This is a genomic window from Carboxylicivirga mesophila (genome assembly GCF_018271975.1).
GTDB lineage: Bacteria > Bacteroidota > Bacteroidia > Bacteroidales > Marinilabiliaceae > Carboxylicivirga > Carboxylicivirga mesophila.
This window is the reverse complement of the sequence record NZ_JAGUCN010000005.1, coordinates 176420-199845: the sequence shown is the minus strand read 5'-3', so window position 1 is coordinate 199845 and position 23426 is coordinate 176420. Positions and strand designations below refer to the sequence as shown.

Sequence of the window (23426 nt, the reverse complement as noted above, 5' to 3'; positions counted from 1 at the left end):
GTTAATTCTGCTGTCCGTTATAATACGATTTATACCAATCAATAAATTGTTTCAGTCCTTCGTCAATGCTGGTGGATGGTTTAAAGCCAATTCGCTCCTCCAGCGCACTAATGTCGGCATATGTTCTGAACACATCACCTTTCTGCATGGGCAGGTATTCTTTATTGGCTGTTATGCCAATATGTTTTTCAAGTGTGTTGATAAAAGCCATTAGCTTAACAGGTTTATTATTCCCTATGTTGAAAAGACGATAAGGCTTTTCCATCTCTTCTTTTGTATCAAATGGCAAATCAATTAGTTTTTCAATAGCTTTAACAATATCGTCTACAAAAGTAAAATCGCGCTCGAGATCGCCATTGTTATAAACCTGTATGGTTTCGTTATTCATTATTTTTCGGGTAAATGAAAAATAAGCCATGTCGGGTCGTCCATAAGGTCCGTAAACAGTGAAAAAACGAAGGCCGGTAACCGGTATTTTATATAATTGAGCATAGCTGTGCGCCATCATCTCATTCGCTTTTTTGGTGGCTGCATATAATGATACCGGTTCATTACATGGGGCTTGTGTGCTAAAAGGTATACTCTCTGAATTGCCATATACAGAGCTGGAAGAGGCATAAATCAGATGTTGTACAGGATGTTGCCTGCAGGCCTCTAATATATTGATGAAGCCGATTAAATTACTATCTATGTATTTATAAGGGTGCTCAATGCTGTATCTTACACCGGCCTGTGCAGCCAGGTTTATAACGACCTCAAATTTGTGCGTTGCAAATTCCTTGTCCAGCTTTTCTTTATCGCATATGTCAATGCGTTTAAAAGTAAAATTCGGATAATTACTTAATTGCTCAATGCGATCATTCTTTAACTGCGTTGAGTAGTAATCATTAACAGAGTCAATGCCAATAACATTGAATCCGCTTGTGCAAAGGCGTTGGCATAAGTGAAAGCCAATGAAGCCGGCTGCACCGGTAACTAATATTTTTGATTCTTTATTAATGCTCATGTGGTATGGTTAATTTTGGTGGAATTGGCAGAGTATGTATCGTTATCGCATCTGCTATGTACTTTAATCTGTTTTAAATGTGGCACTGTCAAGGTTTACAACAAGGGTGTAACCTATTTGGTTGATGCGCAGAATTATCTTTTTTGCTCCCTGTATTTCAATTACTTCACCTTTTATACCTTCCAGAGGGCCAGAGGTCACAGTGATTTGCTGACCTTTTTCAATTTGACCACTCTCAACGCTAAATTCCATTTGATTTTCAATGGCACGCTTCATAGCAAGTATATCGTTCTCTGGAATAATACAGGCCTTTCCTTTATAAGACACATAGGCCACAATGCCGTTGACATCAAATACCTTCTGGTAGTCGGTTTTTGGTATTTTAATAAAGATGTATGAGCTAATCACAGGCATCTCCACCCATTTCTTACGATCGCTCCACTGTCTTAATGTTTTCTTTAAGGGCAAATAGGTTTCAATACCCATAGCGGTCAGTTGCTCAAAAACTTTCTTCTCAGCCCTTGATTTAGTATATAAAGCATACCACGATGCTTCTTGCTTTTTCTCCAAAATCTCAAATTTTGAAACGAATTTAATAAAAATTAAGCTTGAAAATAATGATATTTGAGCAATGCAGAGAATTGAATAGCCTGCAATCAAATCTAAATATGTAAATATGAATAGTGTGGCGAATGCGAATATCAATGCAAATAAAAATACAGTTCTTGTTCTGACCATTGTTTTGTTATTATTCATGAAACAACTTGTTGTCTTTGGGCAGTTTAATGAAGGACAACTTGTAACTGACAATTTCTATACAGAAATACCCTTTGAATATATTCATGATAAGATTGTGATAGAGGCTAATATGAATGGTGTAAAAGGAAGGTATTTGCTTGATACCGGGGCGATGTGTGTATTGTTCAAGGATTCAACCAATCAGCAATATGACAATTCAAGTAAGATGCGAATAGGTGATGCAACCGGAAAAAAGCAAATGGCAGAGATAGTGAGGATGCCACTGATTGAGGTGGGGGATTTACAGTATGAAGATATACCGGTTATGTATGTTGATATGTTTGCAGGGCCTTTTAAATGTTTGGGATACAAAGGTATTATTGGGAGTAATTTATTGCGTTTTGGCGCCTTTAAAATTGACTGGTATCAAAAGAAGCTGGTAATAACAGATTCATTTCAAACTTTGGGCAAGCAGAGTAAGCAAGGAGCTAAAATGCACGTAAATAAGCAACAAAGTTCCCCATTTATTAAGTGTAAGATCAACAGCAAGAATATAGGGTGGGTATTGCTGGACACAGGTAGTGGTGATATTTTTTCACTATACAATCCTACCGCCAGCTGGTTGACCAAGAAAAAGGCAATTGGCCAACCTGATTATGTTTCCAGCGGCACTAATTCGCATGGTGCCTGGGGAGCGGGTAAGCACCAGACAAGTATTTATTGCAACTCTAAATTGCAAATTGGTATTACACAATTTCAAAGTGTGAGCCTTGAGACGAGTGATGGCAAATCTAAAATAGGTATGAAAATGCTTGAACACGGTAATTTTATTTTAGACTATCCGCAAAAGCGTTTTTTTATTGATTTAGGGGAAAATTCAGATGACCTGACTATAGAAAGTTTTGGTATTGATTTGATTATGAAAGATGATCAGTTTTTAGTCAATGGTATTTGGAAAGGCACTGCGGCCGAAGAGTACGGTATTGAGAAAGGGGATGTTATAGAAGATATTGAGGGTGTGAATCTTAAAGATAAAAGCTCTTGTGAGGTATTTCTAACACTTAAAGAGTTGACCAAAGCAAAAGATGAGTTGACTTTTTACCTGCTTAAACCAGATGGTTCAGAGAGTCGGAAAGTAACTTTACCAAGGTTAAAGATTTGATGCTTTACTTGGTTTTAACCACGCTATTATCAAATATTAAATCGTATATTTGCACAAAATTTTTCAAGTATAACTTTGGTTGCAGTCATAGCAAATTCAGGCCATCTAAAATGGTTTGTCAGGCTATCTGTTTATCGAAAATAAAGGTGCAAATTAATGCAGGAAAAAATTATCATTCTGGATTTTGGTTCTCAGTATACGCAGTTAATTGCCAGACGCGTACGTGAGATTAATGTGTATTGCGAAATACACCCGTTTAATAATTGTCCCGAGATGGACGAAACCGTTAAGGGGGTTATCTTAAGTGGTAGTCCATACAGTGTGCGCGACAAAGATGCACCAAAGCCTGACTTGACTGCAATAAAAGGAAAAATGCCACTATTGGGCGTTTGCTATGGCGCTCAGTATTTATCGCAGTTTTATGGAGGAGAAGTACAACCTTCTAAAACACGTGAATACGGTCGTGCTAATTTGCATTATGTAGATACAACAAGTGAGCTGTTGACCAATGTAAGCGATCATTCTCAGGTTTGGATGTCACATGGCGATACCATTGTTAATCTGCCTGAGGGTTATAAGATAGTTGCCAGTACCAAGGATGTTAAAGTAGCTGCCTACAAGGTTGAAAGTGAACAAACCTATGGCATGCAGTTTCACCCTGAAGTGTATCACAGTACTGAAGGAACACAAATTCTGAAGAATTTTGTAGTAGGTGTTTGTGGTTGTAAACAAGACTGGACGCCGGATTCATTTGTGGAGACAACTGTTCAGGAATTAAAGGATAAGCTTGGCAATGATAAAGTGGTACTTGGATTGTCAGGAGGTGTTGATAGTACAGTGGCTGGTGTATTGTTGCATAAGGCGATTGGAAAGAACCTAACCTGTATATTTGTAGATAATGGCCTGTTGCGCAAAAATGAGTTCGAAGCAGTGCTGGACTCCTACAAGCACATGGGACTGAATGTAATAGGTGTTGATGCCAAGAAAGAATTCCTGAGTGAGCTGGACGGTGTATCAGATCCGGAAACTAAACGTAAGATTATTGGACGTGTATTTATCGAAGTGTTCGATGCTGAGGCGCACAAAATTCAGGATGTAAAATGGTTGGCGCAAGGAACTATTTATCCGGATGTGATAGAATCTGTATCTGTTAACGGACCATCAGCTACCATTAAGTCACACCACAATGTGGGAGGTTTACCCGAAGAAATGAACCTAAAGGTAGTTGAGCCGCTTAATTTGTTATTTAAAGATGAAGTACGTCGTGTAGGACGTGCCATGGGGATTGATGAAAACCTCTTGGGCCGTCACCCATTTCCTGGACCAGGCTTGGCTATTCGTATCTTAGGTGATATCACAGCTGAAAAAGTAGCATTGCTGCAAGAGGTGGATCACATCTTTATTCAGGGCTTAAAGGATAACAATCTATACGATCAGGTATGGCAGGCTGGTGTTATGTTGTTACCAGTTCAGTCGGTGGGTGTTATGGGCGATGAGCGTACCTATGAGAAGGTAGTGGCCTTGCGTGCTGTGACATCAACAGACGGTATGACTGCAGACTGGGTTCATCTGCCATACGATTTCTTAGCTAAAGTGTCTAATGACATTATCAATAAAGTGAAAGGTGTAAACAGGGTTGTTTATGATATCAGCTCGAAGCCACCTGCAACTATCGAATGGGAATAATCTTATTACGAGATTTATATGGCCGGTAGGAACTTTTTCTTTCCGGCCTTTGTTTATAAATAGAGTCAGGTGCTGATAATTATATAACTTAAAACTACTGAGATGGGATTCAAAAAGAATATAACAATGGCTATTGTTTGCCTTTTGTTGGTGACGAGTATAAGTGCTCAGGTGTTTGATAAAAACATTCAGAAACTACAATTGACATATCAGTTGATTAGTTCGCTTTATGTTGATTCGGTTGATAATCAAGAGCTGGTTGAAGAAGCCATTGTTGGTATGCTGAAGAGTTTGGATCCGCACTCAGTTTATATCTCGGCCGATGAGGTGGCTGCTATGAATGAGCCGCTTGATGGTAGTTTTGAAGGTGTTGGTATTCAGTTTAATATTATGGATGACACCTTGATGGTGGTTAACCCGGTTATTGGCGGGCCATCAGAGAAAGTTGGCATCAGGGCCGGTGACCGCATTATATCGATTGATGGCGATAATGTAGCTGGTATTGGGATTAAGAACAGTGATGTTTTTAAGTATTTGAGGGGTAAGAAAGGTACAAAAGTAGATCTGACTATCCTACGACGAGGTACCAGTGACGACTTAAGATTTGTTGTGGTACGCGATAAAATTCCATTACACAGTGTAGAGGCTGCATACATGGCTACGCCCAAAACGGCATATGTGAAAATTTCCCGGTTTGCATTAAATACTTATGAGGAGTTTGTTGAGGCACTTAAAGGGCTGGAAGAACATCAATTTGAGAATCTTATTCTCGATCTAAGAGGCAACGGCGGAGGCTACCTGAAAGCTGCGATTGATATTGTAGATGAGCTTATTGATAAGAATAAATTACTGGTATACACCGAAGGTTTGAATAGTGAGCGTAGAGAGCATTTGGCCCGCAAAAAAGGCTTGTTTGAAAAAGGAAACCTGGTGGTTCTGATTGATGAAGGTTCAGCATCGGCCAGTGAAATTGTTTCAGGAGCAGTACAGGATTGGGATAGAGGCCTGGTAGTAGGGCGGCGTAGTTTTGGCAAAGGCTTGGTGCAGCGGCCATTTGATTTTCCTGATGGATCGATGATTCGCCTGACTATAGCTAAGTATTATACACCTGCAGGTCGTTGTATACAAAAAGACTATGAAAACGGTGTTGATGCCTACCATAATGAGTTGGATGATCGATACCTGCATGGCGAGTTGTCGAATGTGGATAGTATTCATTTTGATGATGCTCTGGAGTATAAAACCAAGGTGGTTGGTCGCACGGTATATGGCGGTGGCGGTATAATGCCTGATGTGTTTGTGGCTGTTGATACAAGTATGTACTCCGATTATTATCGTGATTTAATAGCCAGTGGTTCTGTTAATAGGATGATTTTGAATTATGTGGATGATAATCGAAAGGATTTAAAACGTCTTTATCCTGATTATAAAACCTTCGAGGAAGAGTTTGATGTGAATACCAGCTTGGTAGATTTACTGATTGAGGAAGGCCAGAATGAACAAGTAGAATTTAACAAGGAAGAATGGGAAGTGTCCAGGCAGTTAGCAGAAGCACAGTTGAAAGCTCTAATTGCCAGAGATTTGTTCAGTCCGTCGGAGTACTTCCAGTCAATTAATCCTATATCAGATGCCTATCAAAAGGCCGTTGAGATTGTAGAATCAAAAAGAGATTACTCTCAATATCTTAAGTAATTAAAGTTTGTACCCTAACCAATGAACGAATTTATTGCTCAGTATGGTCTTGAAGTAACCGGAACGGTTGCTTCAATCATCTATTTAATATACTCTATTCTCGAAAATCCCCGGCTATGGCCTTGGGGAATCATCGCCTCAGGTGTTTCCATTGTGGTATTTTACCAGTCGGCACTCTATGCTGATATGGGGCTGCAATTCTATTATGTTGCCATAAGTATTTATGGTTGGTGGTATTGGTTAAGTGGTCAGGCTACTACTGACTCAGGAGATGTACCCATTAAACCAGTTTCAACCAGGCTGTTAATTAAACTCTTTTTGTTGGGAGTGATTATTTACTTTGGCTTACTAGCCGCGTTATTGAATATCCCGGCACTTGTAGATATTGCCAGTTCTGATTTGCCTTATCTGGATTCGTTTACTACTGCTGCATCTATCCTGGCTACTTGGTTGCTGGCTCGCAAATACATCCATCACTGGGTGTTTTGGGTGGTCATCAATAGTGTTTCTATGGGCATGTACATCTATAAAGGATTGTATTTTTATAGTTTCCTGTTTTTGGTTTACACAATAGGTGCTATCATCGGGTTTTATGAGTGGAAACGATTAATGGCAAAACATGAAGCTTAAGCGACCAATATCCATTGTTTTTACAGGGCCTGAGTCAACGGCAAAGTCCAGTATGTCAAAAGAGATAAGTGGTATTTTTGGGGGATATTGGATACCTGAGTATGCCCGCGAATATGTTGAAGGCTTAAACAGGCCATATACTTATGAGGATGTTGAAAAAATTGCCCTGCATCAGAAAGATAGCTATGAACGAGCTGTCACTTCAGGACAATCATTAGTGATTTTTGATACCTTCCTGATTATTACAAAAGTATGGTTTGCTGAGGTTTATAATTCAGTTCCTGAATGGTTGGAGGAACTGATAGGCAACGTTTCAATTGATCTGCATTTATTGTGCTATCCGGATATAAAGTGGATAGATGATGGAGTAAGAGAGAATGAATCGAAGAGATTGTTTTTGTTTGAGCGTTATCGATCAGAACTGGAAAACTATAACTTTGCCTATGAAGTGATAAAAGGTAATGGAGCATCACGTATCGAGCAAGCAAAAAATCATATTAACCAACTTTTAATAAGCAACAATGACCACTGACCACTTTTCAAGGATTAAAAAAGCTATCAATGAGCTATCGCAGGAGCAAAGCTATAAAAGTGTTTGCCATCCGCATTTTAAGGACCATAAAATGCCTTCGTTAAGTGCATTGGAACAGGTTGTTAATCTTTCTCGTGAGATTCTGTTCCCGGGTTATTATGGCGATAGTTCAATACGTCCAGATAGTGTTAGCTATTACATTGGGGTGAATACTGAAAACCTCTATACGATTTTAGTCGATCAGATTTTTGCCGGTTTATGTTTTATGTGCGAGATGCCCGAAAAATTTGATTTGAGCGAACGAAAAAGTATTGCTCATGATTATGCCAGTCAGTTTATCAGTAAGCTTCCTGAAATCAGACGAATGTTGGTGACTGATGTTGAAGCAGCTTTCTTAGGAGATCCGGCAGCTAAGAGTAAAGGAGAAGTTATTTTCTGCTATCCGGCCATTAGGGCCATTACCAATTATCGTATTGCTAATGCACTGCTAACTATAGGTGTGCCTTTGATTCCTCGTATGATCAGTGAAATGGCACATTCAGAAACAGGTATAGATATTCATCCACGGGCAACAATTGGTGAGTACTTTAGTATTGACCATGGTACGGGAGTTGTTATTGGCGCCACTTCTATTATTGGCAATAATGTTAAACTCTTTCAAGGTGTTACCCTGGGGGCCAAAAGCTTTCCACTGGATGAAAATGGTAATCCAATCAAAGGTATTCCACGTCATCCAATTATTGATGATGATGTGGTAATATACGCCCAGGCTACTATTTTAGGGCGTATCACTGTGGGGGCCGGTTCAGTCATAGGTGGAAACGTTTGGGTTACTAACTCAGTTGCTCCGAAATCGAAAATTATTCAGTTTAAGCCGCGCGATGTATTATATACAGAAGGAGGAGGTATATAAAATATCAGCTAAAAAAGGTGTTTTGTCAGCATTTACAAGGGATTGACCAAATAAGTCAATCAAATAAACAGAAAATGCAGTATTTAATGTAAACTTGTGCATAATCGGACGGTATTAATATTTTTCTATATTTGTAGATAATTAGACCATTGGCAATGGCATTTGATTTAAAAAACTGGTATCTAGAAAAGAAGCAAGGGGATATTATCCTGGAATACAATGGGGGAATTACACCAGAGTTGATATCTGAAGCATTAGAATCCATTGAGAACAGTTTGAACATGAAAAATGAAAAAAATCGTGTTCGAAAAAAGGTCTACAATGTGTTTGTGGAGAGTTTGCAGAATTTGTACCATCATGTAGATTTGCCGCCAAGTACAGCACCTGTTGAACAAAGTAGTAATTTTGGAATCATCATTTTAAGTAAAGATGGCACCTTTTACCGCATTTCAACAGGCAATTTTGTGAAAAAGGAAAAATTAAATTATATTAAAGACCGAATTGATCAGGTAAATTCCTTGTCGGATGAAGAAGTTCGTATGTTGTACAGGGATATACTTAATAACGATGAGTTTTCTGAAAAAGGAGGGGGAGGCCTGGGAATGCTCGATATCGTTCGAAAAACAGGCAATAAATTAGAATATTATTTTTATCAATTTGATGATGAATACATCTTTTTCTCGCTAGATGTATACATTAGTTAACCGTATAGCTACCAGTATGGAAACAATAATTCGCGAAGGAAGTCCAAAGACACCATTTGTAAGACTAGATGGGGAAAAAGGAGTAGTTGAAATTAAGGGGCGCTCTATTCCTGAAAATTCTGTTGAGTTTTACAAGCCAATAATCGACTGGCTTGAGAAATTTGGAGAAGCACCTTCTGAAGAGACTAATGTCAATATTCAATTAGAATATTTTAATACCAGCTCTTCGAAATGCATATTAGATATTTTCAAACGTCTTGAGTTAATTCATAAAAAAGGACATCCGGTTGAGATCAACTGGTATTATGAAGAAGATGATGAAGACATGTTTGAAGCAGGAGAAGACTACCAGTCGATAATTAATATTCCTTTCAAAATGATTGAAATGGAAGAGTAATACCCAACTACTCAAAGAAATTTTAAAGGCTGAATAAGTTGCAATAGTTGCTTATTCAGCTTTTTTTCTGTCCTTAAGGTACCATATTGTTTTGGTGCGTAAAGATAACATGCCTGGCAATGCACGTAAGTAAAGCATCAGAAACAGGATAAGGTTGATAACCCAAATAACAATGGTGTTGGCATAATAGGTATCTATCTTTCTTTGACCAAAGGGTTTGGTTGGTGCCAGGAAATGAGCTTTCAGAAACAGACTCTCCGGATCCTGATAAATGGGATCAATCTTTTGCCATAGCTCACCATCATATTCAATTATCTTATTGGAGAAAAAGTTATTTGAGTTGGTTACAAAGCGTTCCAGATCGTTATTGTGATACTTACTTTTCGCCTCCAGGTAGATTAGGCGATCTTCTTCTGTGCTTGTTAGTTGTTTTATTTTATCATCAAGTCGGTTATCTGCCTTGTTGTAGAGCGTCTTATAGTAGTTTTTTAAATACTGAAGGTAGTTATCTACCGAATCCAGATTGTAGCCAGATTGTTCATTAGAAAGAAGAGTTAGCTGACCAGATCGATTAGGGTAGAGTTGGTGGTGTTTTCCTAACTCTTTGTTTATTAGCCTTAGAGAGTAAGTTATCTGTTCATGACTAGTTGCATGCTCTTCGTTGGTCTGATTGATAATTTTACGTAGATGATTATTAAGTGATGGTATCCAAAATTCTTTTCGATATTTTGCCTGACTTTTAAGCTTTTCATAGCTGTAAAAATCCTTATCAAACTCATTGCTGGTGTATTGGGCAACCGCCAGAGCCTCAAATGCCCATCTGGCAGTTATTATCTCACCATATAATGGAATGCGTTCGGGGCTTGAGATACTTGGGTTTAGCCTGTCGAAACTAATAAAAACTCCACTAAGTATTAATTGCGGAATGATCAAGAATGGGATGATAATGTAAATATTGACCGTCTTTTTAAATGTGTCAGAAATATTCAGTCCTAATATGTTGGCAAAAACAGAGCAACTAAACAGGATCAGCCAGTATTGAAAGAACATGCCTTCGAGCTCAATGATAAAGTTGCCAATAAGCACAAATAAGGCCGATTGAATAGCGGACAGGCCAGAGAGAATAAATAGCTTGGAAAATAAATAGCTTAAGCGACTAAGGTTTAGAAATGATTCACGTCGCTGAATTTTACGATCGTTTATTATTTCCTCAGCACTCACCGTCAGTCCAACAAACAATGCGATAATAACCGAAATAATTATGTACACAGTGATGTTAGGGTTCTTTGCAAAGCTGTAAACAGAATCGGTAGTATTGTCAACATCGTAATAACGTATGATAGTAGCTAGCAGAAGTGCCAGTACCGGCGTTTCAAGCAGATTAATTAATAGATACTGCTTGTTGGCTAGTTTTGAAACAATGTCGCGCTTCATGAAAATGAAGAGCTGTTTAATTCTATTGGGTATTTGAAAACTTTTCGGGGGCAGGGCACTGTTAGCGGATGTTGGTGGTTCGATCGACTCCCAACCTTCATGAAACAGATCGTACCATTCTTTGGGGTCAACCCTTCGTGTTTGCGTAAAATTCCCGTATTCATCCAGTATCTGTGAGTTGACAATGTTCAATATCTGTTCCACATTGACATTACCACAGGTTGGGCATTCGCTTTCATCTCTATTGGCGTGGTTGATGCATGCCTTAAAATAATTAACGCTTTCAACAGGATCGCCATTGTATATTAGGTAGCCCCCCGTATCAAGTACCAGCAGCTGATTGAACATTTTAAAGATAGCTGATGACGGTTGGTGGATGACTACAAATACCAGCTTGCCTCTAATAGATAATTCTTTGAGCAGGTCAATGATGTTATCTGAATCACGAGATGATAAGCCTGATGTTGGTTCATCAAGAAATAATATTGATGGCTCCCTGATAAGTTCCAGGGCTATATTAAGACGTTTTCGTTGACCTCCACTAATCTTCTTATTCAACGGGCTGCCTACTTTCATAAAACGAATTTCGTATAGGCCCAGATTTCTAAGAAGCTTTAATACTTTCCTGCGAATGCGGTATTCTGGCAAGTTGTCAAAGCACAGCTTGGCATTGTAATACAGGTTCTGATACACTGTCAAATCTTCCATCAACAGGTCGTCCTGGGCTACATAGCCGATAAGGCCTTTTGCCTGATCCAGGTTTTTATGTACATCAATATCATTAATTAAAACCTGCCCTCTGGTTGGTGTATTAATGCCACTTAAAACATTAACCAATGTGCTTTTTCCAGCACCACTTGAACCCATTATACCTACTAACTTGCCTGATTTAGCTGCAAATGATGTTTTATGCAGGCCAATGGCTTTCTTACTAAAGTGATACTCAACATTTACGCATCTGAAATCAACAGCATTTTCAGTGCTGTCAGTAATAAACTGACTGAAAATATCGCTGTAAAATATGGTATCGATCAGCTTGTTTCGGAGCGAACTACCTGGGTTGAGAATCTGAACTCGTCCTTCGTTTATCAGCTGCCCGTTCATGCTCAGGTCCATGTTGCCATTAAAACGGAACGCGAATAGGTTGACTGACTTTAAATGAATAACACGTAATTCGCCTTTCAGGTTTTCCCAGAACAAATGTTTGAAAGCTGTTGATTCGTAACGGGGTATGCTGTCAACAATTAATACATTATTGGCATCGGGCACTTCGTTAAACGAACTTGTAACAAAAGATATGATTGACTGATATTCGTCTTGTGGGATATTAAAGGTGAGTGCAACTGTTTCAATAAACTCACGCTCGTAATCACTCATACCTACATCAATGTTCAAAAACTCTATCAGCTGAATCAGAACAATAAGTTTCTGGTAATAGGTAAGCGCTTCGTTGATACCTGTGGCAATCTTAAGTACTTTTACAGAGCTGGCTGCATGACGTTTGTAGAATTTATCTTTGTCGGATAGGCGCTGCTCATGTTCGCCTTGCAGCTTGTCGAATAATTGCAGGTAATCTTCTACGAGACGGCTGTTAAGTTGTTGATTTAAAAACGACTTAACAATTATTCTTCGTGATTTTATTTCAGTTCTGGGAAATGCAATGAGCGCAAACAGCTGTATCAGGGCTTTTAATATTTCTTCGCTCATACTGCATATTCAGGTTACCTCTGTGAGGTAGGTGTATTAAATTCCTTTATCTGTCAGTGGGGCTTTTTGATGATTAATTGAATGCATCTAAGCTTTTGAATCCAATCATTAACATGGCAATGCCAGAAGTTGATTTTTCAGGATTTAAACGCGCCTCAACTATGCATTCAACCGAGCCTTCAATTTTAAAGTCCCATGAACCGGCTGCTTCAAATTGTTCATTTGAAAATAACAGGTTTCGCTCTTTGTCGTATATAGAGAAGAGAATATTATTATCCTCATGACTGCACGCTACAACACGGTACATGCTTCCTGAGAAAAAAGTTGTATGGAATTCTGCGACTTCACTACCTGTTAAAAATGCTCTGAAAGGCTGACCACTGGCTACAAATGGCGATTTAAGCTGGTTAATACAATTGTTAAATAACACATCTTCTTGTGAGTTTAGTTTCAGAGGAGAGAATAAAGCCATAATTGCCAATAGCAAGAAAATAATTGAGTGCTTTTTCATTTTATTAGTGCTTTATCGAGATTTTACAGGTTCAAAATTTTCAGAAAGATATTCAAAAGTTGTCAATTATTAGGTTTGATAGTGCAAAAAAAATAAAAAAACTTAATGTGTCTAAACTATGTCTTTGGTTTGTAACATATGCATTTAACGCACATTAAAGTTCAAACTAATTACTTTTCTCATTGTTTAGATGACAATATTTTACCAATTATGCACTTGATTGATAACTTTAATTGCGACGATATTATTGCGTTGTTGGAGTAGAAAAATGTAATCTAGTAATTTAAAATATATCTGATGAAGAGACAAATCTTAATCTTATTGCTGGCCATACTTACTTTGTATTCAGCCAATGGACAACTATCGCTGGAAGATGTGATTTATGGAGGAAAAACAGTATACAACTATTACCCAAGAGCTTTAAATGTTAGTTTTAGGGGAGACATGAACCAGCTGGTCATTCAGCGAAATGATTCGGTGATGGTACAGGGAATAAAAGATGAGAAAGCATCGTTTCTGTTTGATTTAAATTGGCTTAATAACATCCTAAGGCTAGAAGAGTATCCTGAATTGAAACGGTTGCCGGCATTGAAATGGGAAACGGCCTCGTCTTTTTCGTTCACAGCAAACAGTGGTTTCTTTACGATCGATCAAAGCGAAGGCCAAATAACCATGTTCGTAGGAAGAGTCAAGGAAGGGCAAAACTTTGACTTGAACAAAGATAACGCTCAGGTGGCCTACACTGTAGGAAATGATTTATTTATACAATCAACTAATGAGGAGCCGGTGTTTGTGGCCGGAAAAGATGGTGACGATGTGATTTTTGGTCATACTGTGCATCGCAATGAATTCGGTATTAATAAGGGAACATTTTGGTCACCTGATGGTGGTTCGCTGGCTTTTTATCGCGAAGATAACTCAATGGTCAGTGACTATCCGCTTGTTAATGTTGATGAGCGAGTGGCTAAGTTGGAGAACATTAAATACCCCATGGCCGGTATGAGCAGCCATCAGGTGACTGTGGGGGTTTACAATCTGGCTACCAAAGAAACCACCTACTTAAACACTGGTGCTCCTTATGATCGCTTCTTTACCAATGTTTGCTGGACACCTGATAACCAGTTTATACTCATAGCCGAACTGAACAGGGAGCAAAATCATATGCAGCTTAAAAAGTATAGTGCTGCAACGGGTGAATTGGTGGCTACATTGTTTGAAGAGAAGGATGATAAATGGACCGAACCACAGCACCCTGCATTATTTATTCCTAAGCGCAAAGGCGAGTTCATCTGGCAATCGATGAAAGATGGTTATAATCATTTATACATCTACAGCCTCGATGGAAAACTTAAAAAGCAATTGACCAAAGGCAACTGGGAAGTAACCAATGTACTTGGATTTGATGCTGCCGCTAAAAATATTTTTATCGAATCAACTAAAGAAGAGGCTTTAGAGCGTCATATTTACAAGGTGAGTTTATCCTCGGGTAAGATGACGCGCATAACAAGTGAGCGAGGTGTTCATCGTGCAAAAATAAGTAAGGATGGGCGTTATGCCATTACCACCTTTTCCTCGCTTAATGTGCCTTCTAAAACTAATCTGAAGGATACGCAAGGACGTTTAATCAAAACATTACAAGTTGTAGATAATCCGTATAAAGATATTGAAACAGGCAAGGTTGAGTTGATTAAATTAAAAACCAAGGATGAACAGTTTGAACTGGATGCACGAATGGTATTGCCTGTTGGATTTGATCCGGCTAAAAAGTATCCGGTCATCGTATACGTGTATGGTGGACCGCATTCGCAAATGGTTCAGAATCGTTGGTTGGCTGGTGCCCGCGGATGGCAATTATATATGGCTCAGAAAGGATACATTGCATTTACTCTGGATAATCGAGGAACGGCCAACAAAGGAAAGGTGTTTGCGCAGGCTATTCATCGCCAATTGGGGCAGCTGGAAGTGGAAGATCAAATGCAGGGCATTGAGTATTTGAAATCATTACCATATGTTGATACAGAGCGTATCGGCGTGCATGGTTGGAGCTATGGAGGTTTCATGACTATATCAATGATGACTCAGCACCCTGAGGTATTTAAGGTGGGAGTAGCTGGTGGACCGGTTATCGACTGGAAATACTACGAAATTATGTATGGCGAGCGCTATATGGATACGCCACAGGAAAATCCGGAAGGTTATGAACTGGCCAATTTAAATGGTAAAGTAACTAACATTGAAGGGCGTTTGTTGGTTGTTCATGGGGCTATCGATCCGGTTGTGGTTTGGCAGCATAGTTTGTCATTTGTGCGCGAATGTGTTAAGAATAGGGTTCAAATAGATTACTTCGCATATCCTCGCCACGAGCATAATGTAATTGGCCGGGATCGTATTCATCTCATGGAAAAAGTAACAAGGTATTTCGACGATTTTTTGTAAACGAAGATGTAGAATAGCTTATAAGCCTGATGCCATAGATGTGGTGTCAGGCTTTTATTTTGCTTAAGAAAATATTTTTGGCTGAAATTCAAAGCTTTTTATTGCTTATTTGCTTCGGGAGTTAATAGTTACATAATCAATAGTTTGTGAATTTTAGTGATGGCCTGATGAAAATCATATAATGTAATAATATGCAGAATATCAATTGATAATGTAGCAGACTAGGTGCAATGAGGAAAGATATGTTTTATAACCATTATTAGAAGTAGGTTTTTAAAAGATTATATTCAATATTTGATGAAATATTTCTTTAATTGCTAACTATGGAACTTAAAACAAAAGCTCAGGCCGGTAGTTTCGAATCAAGTGATGTACTGATTCTGGTTGAGCCGGTTGAGAAAGGTGCCGGGCGTATTATTGAGTTGAAGTCAATTGTTATGCAGCAGTTTGGTGATGATTTGTTGCGCCAGATACATGCCAATCTGGATGATTTTAACATTGATGATGTGCGCTTAATCATTAATGATAAAGGCGCTTTACCACCAACTGTTTCAGCTCGCCTGGAAACGGCATTGAAGAGAGCTGCCCAACTACAATCCGGAACCCTAAAGTAATTGTCGATGAAAGTCAAACAACGAACCTTTAAAAGACGCACAATGCTGTATATTCCCGGCAATAACCCGGCAATGTTGCAGCAAGGTAGCGTGTATGGTGCAGATGGTGTCCTCCTTGATTTGGAAGATGCTGTTGCGCTTAACCAGAAAGATGCGGCCCGTATTCTGGTAGCCCATATGTTGAAGTATATTTCCTATGAAGGGTGTGAGGTAACCGTTAGGGTTAATCACATTGATACGCCTTTTGGTTTGGAGGATTTAAAGCAAATTGTGCCGCTTCAACCCAATGCACTTCGACTACCCAAAGTGGAGACCGTTGATGAGATTAAACGCATTCTGGAGTTGATTGAGCAAATTGAGGATGAGCATAACCTGCCGCATGAGCATATGAAAGTGCATGTGATGATTGAAACGGCTCTCGGCGTTCAAAATGTATATGATATTGCCAGGTATTCACCTCGTATTGACGCTATTTCAATTGGCGGGCAGGATTTGGCAGCCGATATGCAGCTGGTAAAAGCCAATGATGGTGTAGGTATTGACTATGCCCGTAAGCAGATAGTTATGGCAGCCAAAGCATGCAAGATAGATGTATTCGACACCGTTTTTGTTGATGTTGAAAATGAGGAAGGGCTGCGCGAAGAAGCGGAGTATATCAAAAAGCTCGGCTTTACAGGTAAGGCAATCATTAATCCACGTCAGATTGAAGTGGTGAATGAGGTGTTTACACCAACAGAGTTGGAGATTCGTAAAGCGGCTAAAATTGTGAAAGCCTTTGAACGTAACAAAGCCGAAGGAATTGGGGTATTTGCTGTTGATGGAAAAATGGTCGACGCACCCGTTGTACAACGCGCTTTACGTGTACTTGAAATGGCTGATATTGATGTTGAATCGCTTTAAACCCGACAGTTGTGAAAAATATATTGCAAAGAGAAATACCTGAAGAGCTTGAGGGCATCGGGAAGTTAGAGGCTTTTGAAGGCGCGTTTTCAAAGCTGAAAAAAGGATGGATGGAAGAAAAAACTGTTCCGCCACCCAATAAAGCTAAAATGCCACATTCCAGCAAAATCTGTGATACGCTCCGCGATGCCATATTAAAGACCAAACCTCGTAATGGCATGACGGTATCCTTTCATCACCATTTGCGTGGGGGTGATAATCTGGTGTACGAAGCCATCAAAATTTTGGCAGACTTGGGTATTAAGGATATTACTTTGGCCGCCAGTAGCCTAACTACTGCACATGACCCGATTTTACCATATTTTAAGGATGGCACCATCACTCAGGTGTACGCCAGTGGTATACGCGGCGAGCTGGGAAAAGCCATTGCCGAAGGCGTTTTGCCTAAGCCATTTGTCATTCACTCGCATGGTGGACGTGTGCGTAGTGTACACACTGGTAAAATAAAAATTGATCTAGCTATTCTTGCAGCATCGGCTGCCGATGAAGAAGGCAATGCAACAGGTGCACACGGTCCGTCGGCCTTTGGCTCAATGGGTTATGCAGCTATCGACTCTTGGTATGCCAAGCAGGTGATTGTAGTCACCGATAATATTGTGGATTATCCGTGTGTACCACAGTCCATTACACAAAACTACATCGATTACGTGGTGAAAGTTGACTCCATTGGCGATCCTTCTAAAATTGCAGGTGGAACCACACGTATAACCAAAGCACCTATGGACCTGCAGATTGCACGTTTGGCAGCTCAGGTGATTGAGCATTCCGGCGAATTGAAAGAAGGATTCAGTTTCCAGGTGGGGGCTGGTGGTGCATCATTGGCAGTGGCCAAATACATCCGAAAAATAATGAAGCAACGCTCAATAAAGGGCAGCTTTATTTTAGGAGGTGTGACTTCTTATGGTGTTGATATGCTGAATGAAGGTTTGTTTCGTTCTATTTTTGATGTGCAGTCTTTCGATGCAGCAGTTAGTTCATCGTTGTTAGATAATCAGTACCACATTGAAATTCCTGCTGGCTTGTATGCCAATCCGTTTAACTGTGGTTGTATGACCAATAAACTGGATATAGTTGTACTTGGGGCTCTAGAGATTGATACTAATTTCAACGTCAATGTGATTACAGGCTCGGAGGGATATGTGCGAGGTGCTTCTGGTGGTCATAGCGACACTGCATCTGGTGCTAACCTAACAGTTGTTGTATGTCCATCTTTCAGAGGCCGTATTCCTATTGTTAAGAAGAAAGTACACACCATTGTTACCCCGGGTGAGAGTATTGATGTGTTGGTGACCGAGCGTGGGATTTGTGTGAATCCACAAAAACCAGAATTAAAAGCGCACCTTGAAGCTGCAGGAATTAAAGTGAAAGATATTGCGGTGTTAGCAGAAGAGGTTGAGGGTATTACCGGTAAAGCTAAGCCCATTGAAACCACCGAGCGTGTGGTTGGGATTGTTGAATACCGCGATGGAACTGTCATAGATGTGATTCACCAGGTGAAAGAGTAATGGAGATAATTAAGGAGACAGAGATATTTGAGAGCTTATTGCTGGCGAGGGAGGCGCGCCAGCAATATAAGCTTGGTCTGCTTCAAGAGCAGTACCACTTGGTTTCTCTCCAATTAAATATTCCGGGGCTGCCCAAAACTAACGATTTACTTGCTGCATTTATCAAAGAGGTTGAATCTGATTTTGAACGTTATATTGTTAGTTTGAATGCCAATAACCGATGGAGCAACAAACAGGAGCTAACCGATGCCGCAGGCGATGCTGTTATTTATCTGTTTGATATGCGACATTTCAGTGCGATGAATCTGAAGGCAATAACCGAAGCTTTTGAGCAAAGCTTTGAACTGGGACGAATTGTTGATTTAGATGTGTTGGATGCAGATGGACAACCTGTATCGTCTGGTAAAGCAAAGGCCTGTTTTATTTGTGAGCATGCCGCCGAAGATTGCCGAAAAGGGAAGCGTCATGCGATTGCCGATGTGCGAAGAAGCATGGAGGAGGCTATTGACAACTACCTGCGTGAATTGAGGACGAAAGAGGTGGTTACCAAAGTGGCATCTATTGCCCTGAAGGGCTTGCTGTACGAAGTGTCGCTGAGTCCTAAACCCGGACTTGTGTGTCGCCAGTCGAGTGGTGCGCATACCGATATGGATTTTATTACTTTTATAAATTCATCAGCGGTTATTTCCCCATATTTCATAGAGGTTTGTCAATTAGCTATTGATTTTAAAGGTAAAGATGTATCTGTCATTTTACCTCGTATTAAGCAAATTGGCCTTAAAATGGAAGACGCCATGTTCAATGCAACCAATGGCGTTAACACGCATAAGGGAGCGATTTTTCTCCTGGCACTTAGTTGCTTTGCCATTGTGCGGGTGGTGAATAGATATGGTTACTTCAAAATAAATACCTTTTCTTCAGTTATTCAGCAACTTACGCGAGGGGTGGTTCAGAGGGAGTTGTGTTCAGCACGTGAGGACGATGTACTGACGCACGGTCAGCAAAGTTTTATGAAGTATGGCCTGCAAGCGGCAGGCGCAAGGGGCGAGGCAGAGCAGGGGATGCCAACCGTATTGCACCATTCGTTACCCTGCCTCAATAATAGTATTGACAAAAAGCTAAATGAGTGCACAGATACTGAAGTGCATGACCTTTTAATTCCGGTGTTGTTAAAACTTATCTCTTTAAATAACGATACCAATGTTATCTATCGTCACAATGCTGTGATACTTGAGGAGTTGAAAGCAAAAGCAAAGCAGGCTTTGAATGATTGGGAGAATAACCGTCGTGCAACCTATACCGAGCTGGTTGATTGGTGTAATGACCTGAAAATATCTCCTGGTGGATCGGCAGATCTTTTAGCGGTAACAGTAACTTTGCATTTATGTCAGACTGAGTTTAGGAAATAGTGTGATGATTGAAAATTCTGATTTTAGAATAGAAGAGCCTGATTTAAGCAGTAAATATGACGTTGACTTAATCCGGCGGTTTCTTTCCCCTTTGGGCTTTTATTTTGATGAGTCATCAGTGGAATACAGTGTGATTCTTTATAACCTTAACGATGATATAGTTGGGGTGGGCTCTTGTTTAGGTAAGATACTTAAATACGTAGCTGTGGCTCCCCGTTTTCGTGAATCGGGAGCCTTCGCACATATTGTTACTCACCTTACTGAGCATGTGATGAATCACTATCAGCAGGCTTTTGTTTTTACAAGGCCTGATAATATTCTCCGGTTTGAAGGATTGGGCTATCGTCATATTGCGTCAGCACAACCGCTTATATCTGTCCTTGAATTCGGGTATAAAGATATTAATGACTACAAGAAATATTTAGGTACGATTCGCTCCATGGGAGGAGAAAAACAAGTGGCTGCAATTGTCATGAATGGTAACCCGTTTACATTGGGACATCAATACCTTATTGAGAAAGCAGCAGAGGAAAACGAACTGGTGTATGTTTTTGTGGTGGAAACAGAGAAATCGGTTTTTAAGTTTGGCGATCGCTATGAAATGATACGACGAGGAACACGTCACTTACCGAATGTCAGGCTTGTGAAGGGTGGTGAATATGTTGTATCGTGTGCTACTTTTCCTAATTACTTCTTAAAGAATGAAACGCCAGATATGGTGACTCAGAAACAAGCCGAATTGGATATAGAAATATTTTGTAAGCATATTGTTCCTCAGCTTGGTATATGTAAACGCTATGTGGGTACCGAAAACTATTGTGCCACAACACAGCTTTATAACCAGGCCATGAAAACTATTTTGCCTTTCAAAGGTGTTGAGCTAATTGAGGTGGAACGCAAGCAATTAACAGAAGGAGTGGCGGGTGATTTTATCAGTGCCAGTAAAGTGCGTCAGGCTATTAAAAACGATGATGCTCAGAGGTTAAATCAATTATTGCCACAATCAACTATTGAATATCTCAAAGAAATGAATTTAGGTGCCATTGAGCAGCAATTAAAAACAGCTGATTTACGGCATTAAAAAAACCGCCGAAGCGGTTTTATCTATACTATTTGTTCTTCTGACTCAAAAATATCAAAAACTTTATCAAGCTTCATTAGTTTCAACAGACTTAGCACATCAGCTTTGATACAGCACAGTTGAAAAGTGCCGCCATTTTGCCTGGCCGTTTTTAATGCGCTGATTAAGGTGCCTATACCAGTGCTGTCAATGAAGCTGATGTTTGATAAATTAAGTACCATCTTAACTCCATTGTCAGAGAGAGCTGCTGTGAGTTCTGCTTTTACTTCAGGTGCAATAGTTGCATTTAATCTATCAGTATCAGCTAATAAGCCGAACATTACACCATCATGTTCTTTAACTTGTAGCATATTGTCTATATTTAATTCTCTAATACATCCTGCAATTCAGTAATTGCAGCTTCGCATGTTTGGTTAAAACGCGTAATAATTGCCTCAATCGAACTTTCACTTTTATTGGCATTCAGCCAGTCCTTACGATCGTTAGAATAGCTTTCAAGGCTTTTTTGCAGTTGCAACACCTCGTCTGAGTTGTGCTCCGATTGCGTTAGTTCATCAATTTTTAAAAGTTTGGCCAATAGTTCCAGATTCTTTAAATCTGTATTTCCTAAGTCATCCATGCCCATTGACATAACCGATGATTTGGCTTTGTGAGCAACGGCCGCAATTTTACTCCAATCTTTCTGCGCTAAGCCTTCATCAAAACCATCCCTGAATTCAGGTATCTGTTCGATAAAAATGCTAACTAGTTCTTTTATAAGCTCCTGGCTGCCATCGGTGATGCTCTCCAGGTAGTTGAGATTTATGTGTGTGTATGGGTTTGGCATATGTCACAATTCAGTTTTATTCATGCTCAAATTACAAATATTTTAACAAATGTAGGTTTTTTACCCGAAATAATTAATCGATACCCAATTTGCTACTTCGCTTATTGATATTAATTAGGTTTTTTAACCGATAATTATCATTTTTTGGCACTTGATAATTTTTCTACATTTGCTCAACATGCTTTGAACTAAAATGGTTCAATCAAATTATGCATGTTAATTAACTGTATGTATTAAGATTAATATAAATAAAACATGAAAAGAACAGCCTTTTACAAGTTTCACGAGTCATTAGGAGCCAAAATTGTTTCATTTGCTGGTTACGAAATGCCCATTGAATATTCAGGAATTAACAACGAACACATGACCGTAAGAAATGGAGTGGGTGTGTTTGATGTATCGCACATGGGCGAGTTTTGGGTGAAAGGTCCAAAAGCCTTTGATTTAGTCCAGAAAGTTACATCAAATGATGTGGCAGCTCTAACGGTAGGACAGGCACAGTATTCATGTTTTCCAAATGGGAAAGGTGGCATTGTAGATGATTTATTGGTGTATAAATACGAAGAAGAGAAGTATTTATTAGTAGTTAATGCGGCCAATATTGATAAGGATTGGGCTTGGGTGAATGAGCAAAACACCATGGGTGCCGAACTGGAGAATGCCAGTGATGATATATCACAGTTAGCTATCCAGGGGCCTAAAGCTGAGGCTGTTCTGCAAAAACTAACAGAAATTGATTTATCAGCAGTGCCGTATTATACATTTACAACTGGAGCTATTGCAGGAGCAGATGATGTGATTATCTCTAATACTGGCTATACAGGTTCAGGTGGTTTTGAGTTGTACTTGCACAATGCTGATGCCGAAAAAGTATGGGCTGCCATTTTTGAAGCAGGTCAGGAAGAGGGTATTTTGCCAATAGGCTTAGCTGCTCGCGATACATTGCGTTTAGAAAAAGGCTTCTGTTTGTATGGTAATGATATTGATGATACAACCTCGTCTATTGAAGCCGGTTTAGGCTGGATCACTAAGTTCAACGATCACAATAACTTCATTGATAAGGATTATTTACTAAAGCAAAAAGAAGAAGGTGTTTCGAAACGTCTGCGCGGTTTTGTGTTGGAGGATAGAGGTATTCCTCGTAAAGACTACGAAGTGGTAAACGAAAACGATGAAGTGATTGGTCGTGTAACTTCAGGTACTATGTCACCAATGTTGCAAAAAGGAATTGGTATGGCTTATATCAATAAGGGCTATACTAAGTTCGATACAGAAATCTACATCAAGGTACGTAATCGAAAACTAAAAGCAAAGGTGGTTAAGATACCTTTCGTTTAGGATGCCACTAAAAAAGATTTAACTAAAAGTGATAATTATCATGTTTTGAAAGTGGCCAGATTTGCTAAATGTACAAGATTGATTACTGGCTACTTATCTTTTCAAATGGAATGGTAATACTCGGTTAATCAGTTGAAATATTTCA

General features: G+C 39.5%; 21 protein-coding genes. 15 read left to right on the top strand and 6 right to left on the bottom strand.

Translation table 11 applies throughout. The features are described 5' to 3' along the window. Nucleotide 1: 1 nt before the first annotated feature. Both KEM09_RS06505 and KEM09_RS06500 read right to left on the bottom strand, forming a co-directional pair. Nucleotides 2-1006 carry an SDR family NAD(P)-dependent oxidoreductase gene (locus tag KEM09_RS06505; protein ID WP_212226942.1) on the bottom strand — a complete coding sequence of 335 codons (1005 nt, stop codon included), beginning with the start codon at nucleotides 1004-1006 and terminating at the stop codon, nucleotides 2-4. Nucleotides 1007-1069: 63 nt separating this feature from the next. Then, nucleotides 1070-1576 (bottom strand): UpxY family transcription antiterminator, encoded by a 507-nt coding sequence (locus KEM09_RS06500; RefSeq protein ID WP_212226940.1) that lies wholly within the window; start codon nucleotides 1574-1576, stop codon nucleotides 1070-1072. A 184-nt stretch (nucleotides 1577-1760) separates the two neighbouring features. On the opposite strand from KEM09_RS06500, the gene KEM09_RS06495 reads away from it, so the two are divergent. From KEM09_RS06495 to KEM09_RS06460, 8 genes are all read left to right on the top strand, one after another. Beyond that, nucleotides 1761-2906, top strand: a complete 1146-nt coding sequence (locus KEM09_RS06495) for an aspartyl protease family protein (protein ID WP_212226938.1) — start codon at nucleotides 1761-1763, stop codon at nucleotides 2904-2906. A gap of 156 nt (nucleotides 2907-3062) precedes the next feature. Beyond that, a complete protein-coding gene (guaA, locus tag KEM09_RS06490; RefSeq protein ID WP_212226934.1) occupies nucleotides 3063-4592 on the top strand; it encodes a glutamine-hydrolyzing GMP synthase in 1530 nt (509 codons plus the stop codon). A 102-nt stretch (nucleotides 4593-4694) separates the two neighbouring features. Next, a complete protein-coding gene (locus KEM09_RS06485) occupies nucleotides 4695-6284 on the top strand; it encodes a S41 family peptidase (protein ID WP_212226932.1) in 1590 nt (529 codons plus the stop codon). A gap of 21 nt (nucleotides 6285-6305) precedes the next feature. Further along, a complete protein-coding gene (gene pnuC, locus KEM09_RS06480) occupies nucleotides 6306-6914 on the top strand; it encodes a nicotinamide riboside transporter PnuC (protein WP_212226930.1) in 609 nt (202 codons plus the stop codon). Then, complete coding sequence (locus KEM09_RS06475; protein WP_212226928.1) at nucleotides 6904-7446, top strand: AAA family ATPase; 543 nt, start codon at nucleotides 6904-6906, stop codon at nucleotides 7444-7446. Before pnuC ends, KEM09_RS06475 begins: the two co-directional genes overlap by 11 nt. Then, the gene (locus KEM09_RS06470) at nucleotides 7436-8359 is read left to right on the top strand and encodes a serine O-acetyltransferase (RefSeq protein WP_212226926.1); all 924 of its coding nucleotides are present in this window, start codon (nucleotides 7436-7438) and stop codon (nucleotides 8357-8359) included. Before KEM09_RS06475 ends, KEM09_RS06470 begins: the two co-directional genes overlap by 11 nt. Nucleotides 8360-8514: 155 nt before the next feature. After that, a complete protein-coding gene (locus tag KEM09_RS06465; RefSeq protein ID WP_212188536.1) occupies nucleotides 8515-9063 on the top strand; it encodes a SiaB family protein kinase in 549 nt (182 codons plus the stop codon). 16 nt (nucleotides 9064-9079) lie between these two features. Next, nucleotides 9080-9460 carry a DUF1987 domain-containing protein gene (locus KEM09_RS06460; RefSeq protein WP_212226924.1) on the top strand — a complete coding sequence of 127 codons (381 nt, stop codon included), beginning with the start codon at nucleotides 9080-9082 and terminating at the stop codon, nucleotides 9458-9460. Nucleotides 9461-9511: 51 nt separating this feature from the next. Here the strand turns inward: KEM09_RS06460 and KEM09_RS06455 are convergent, their stop codons facing one another. Together KEM09_RS06455 and KEM09_RS06450 are read right to left on the bottom strand one after the other, a co-directional pair. Continuing rightward, complete coding sequence (locus tag KEM09_RS06455) at nucleotides 9512-12601, bottom strand: ATP-binding cassette domain-containing protein (RefSeq protein WP_212226922.1); 3090 nt, start codon at nucleotides 12599-12601, stop codon at nucleotides 9512-9514. Nucleotides 12602-12674: 73 nt separating this feature from the next. Next, nucleotides 12675-13112 (bottom strand): hypothetical protein, encoded by a 438-nt coding sequence (locus KEM09_RS06450; RefSeq protein WP_212226920.1) that lies wholly within the window; start codon nucleotides 13110-13112, stop codon nucleotides 12675-12677. Nucleotides 13113-13409: 297 nt separating this feature from the next. Between KEM09_RS06450 and KEM09_RS06445 the strand changes: the two genes are divergently transcribed. The 6 genes from KEM09_RS06445 to citC all read left to right on the top strand — a co-directional run bounded on the left by KEM09_RS06445 (nucleotide 13410) and on the right by citC (nucleotide 21117). Beyond that, nucleotides 13410-15548, top strand: a complete 2139-nt coding sequence (locus KEM09_RS06445) for a S9 family peptidase (RefSeq protein ID WP_212226913.1) — start codon at nucleotides 13410-13412, stop codon at nucleotides 15546-15548. A gap of 323 nt (nucleotides 15549-15871) precedes the next feature. Next, nucleotides 15872-16162, top strand: coding sequence for a citrate lyase acyl carrier protein (gene citD, locus KEM09_RS06440; protein ID WP_212226908.1), 291 nt, complete (start codon nucleotides 15872-15874; stop codon nucleotides 16160-16162). Between the two features lie 6 nt (nucleotides 16163-16168). Then, a complete protein-coding gene (locus KEM09_RS06435; protein ID WP_212226906.1) occupies nucleotides 16169-17062 on the top strand; it encodes an HpcH/HpaI aldolase/citrate lyase family protein in 894 nt (297 codons plus the stop codon). Between the two features lie 11 nt (nucleotides 17063-17073). Further along, nucleotides 17074-18627, top strand: a complete 1554-nt coding sequence (citF, locus tag KEM09_RS06430) for a citrate lyase subunit alpha (protein ID WP_212226904.1) — start codon at nucleotides 17074-17076, stop codon at nucleotides 18625-18627. Continuing rightward, entirely contained in the window at nucleotides 18627-20036 is a 1410-nt protein-coding gene (locus KEM09_RS06425; protein WP_212226903.1) for a triphosphoribosyl-dephospho-CoA synthase, read from the top strand. The genes citF and KEM09_RS06425 overlap by 1 nt, the downstream gene beginning before the upstream one ends. A gap of 4 nt (nucleotides 20037-20040) precedes the next feature. Further along, nucleotides 20041-21117 (top strand): [citrate (pro-3S)-lyase] ligase, encoded by a 1077-nt coding sequence (citC, locus tag KEM09_RS06420; RefSeq protein WP_212226899.1) that lies wholly within the window; start codon nucleotides 20041-20043, stop codon nucleotides 21115-21117. 23 nt (nucleotides 21118-21140) lie between these two features. Here the strand turns inward: citC and KEM09_RS06415 are convergent, their stop codons facing one another. Together KEM09_RS06415 and KEM09_RS06410 are read right to left on the bottom strand one after the other, a co-directional pair. Continuing rightward, nucleotides 21141-21467, bottom strand: coding sequence for an STAS domain-containing protein (locus KEM09_RS06415; protein ID WP_244824879.1), 327 nt, complete (start codon nucleotides 21465-21467; stop codon nucleotides 21141-21143). Nucleotides 21468-21478: 11 nt separating this feature from the next. Continuing rightward, the gene (locus tag KEM09_RS06410; RefSeq protein ID WP_212226897.1) at nucleotides 21479-21943 is read right to left on the bottom strand and encodes an Hpt domain-containing protein; all 465 of its coding nucleotides are present in this window, start codon (nucleotides 21941-21943) and stop codon (nucleotides 21479-21481) included. A gap of 255 nt (nucleotides 21944-22198) precedes the next feature. On the opposite strand from KEM09_RS06410, the gene gcvT reads away from it, so the two are divergent. Then, the gene (gene gcvT / locus KEM09_RS06405) at nucleotides 22199-23281 is read left to right on the top strand and encodes a glycine cleavage system aminomethyltransferase GcvT (RefSeq protein ID WP_212226895.1); all 1083 of its coding nucleotides are present in this window, start codon (nucleotides 22199-22201) and stop codon (nucleotides 23279-23281) included. The last annotated feature ends 145 nt before the right edge of the window (nucleotides 23282-23426 follow it).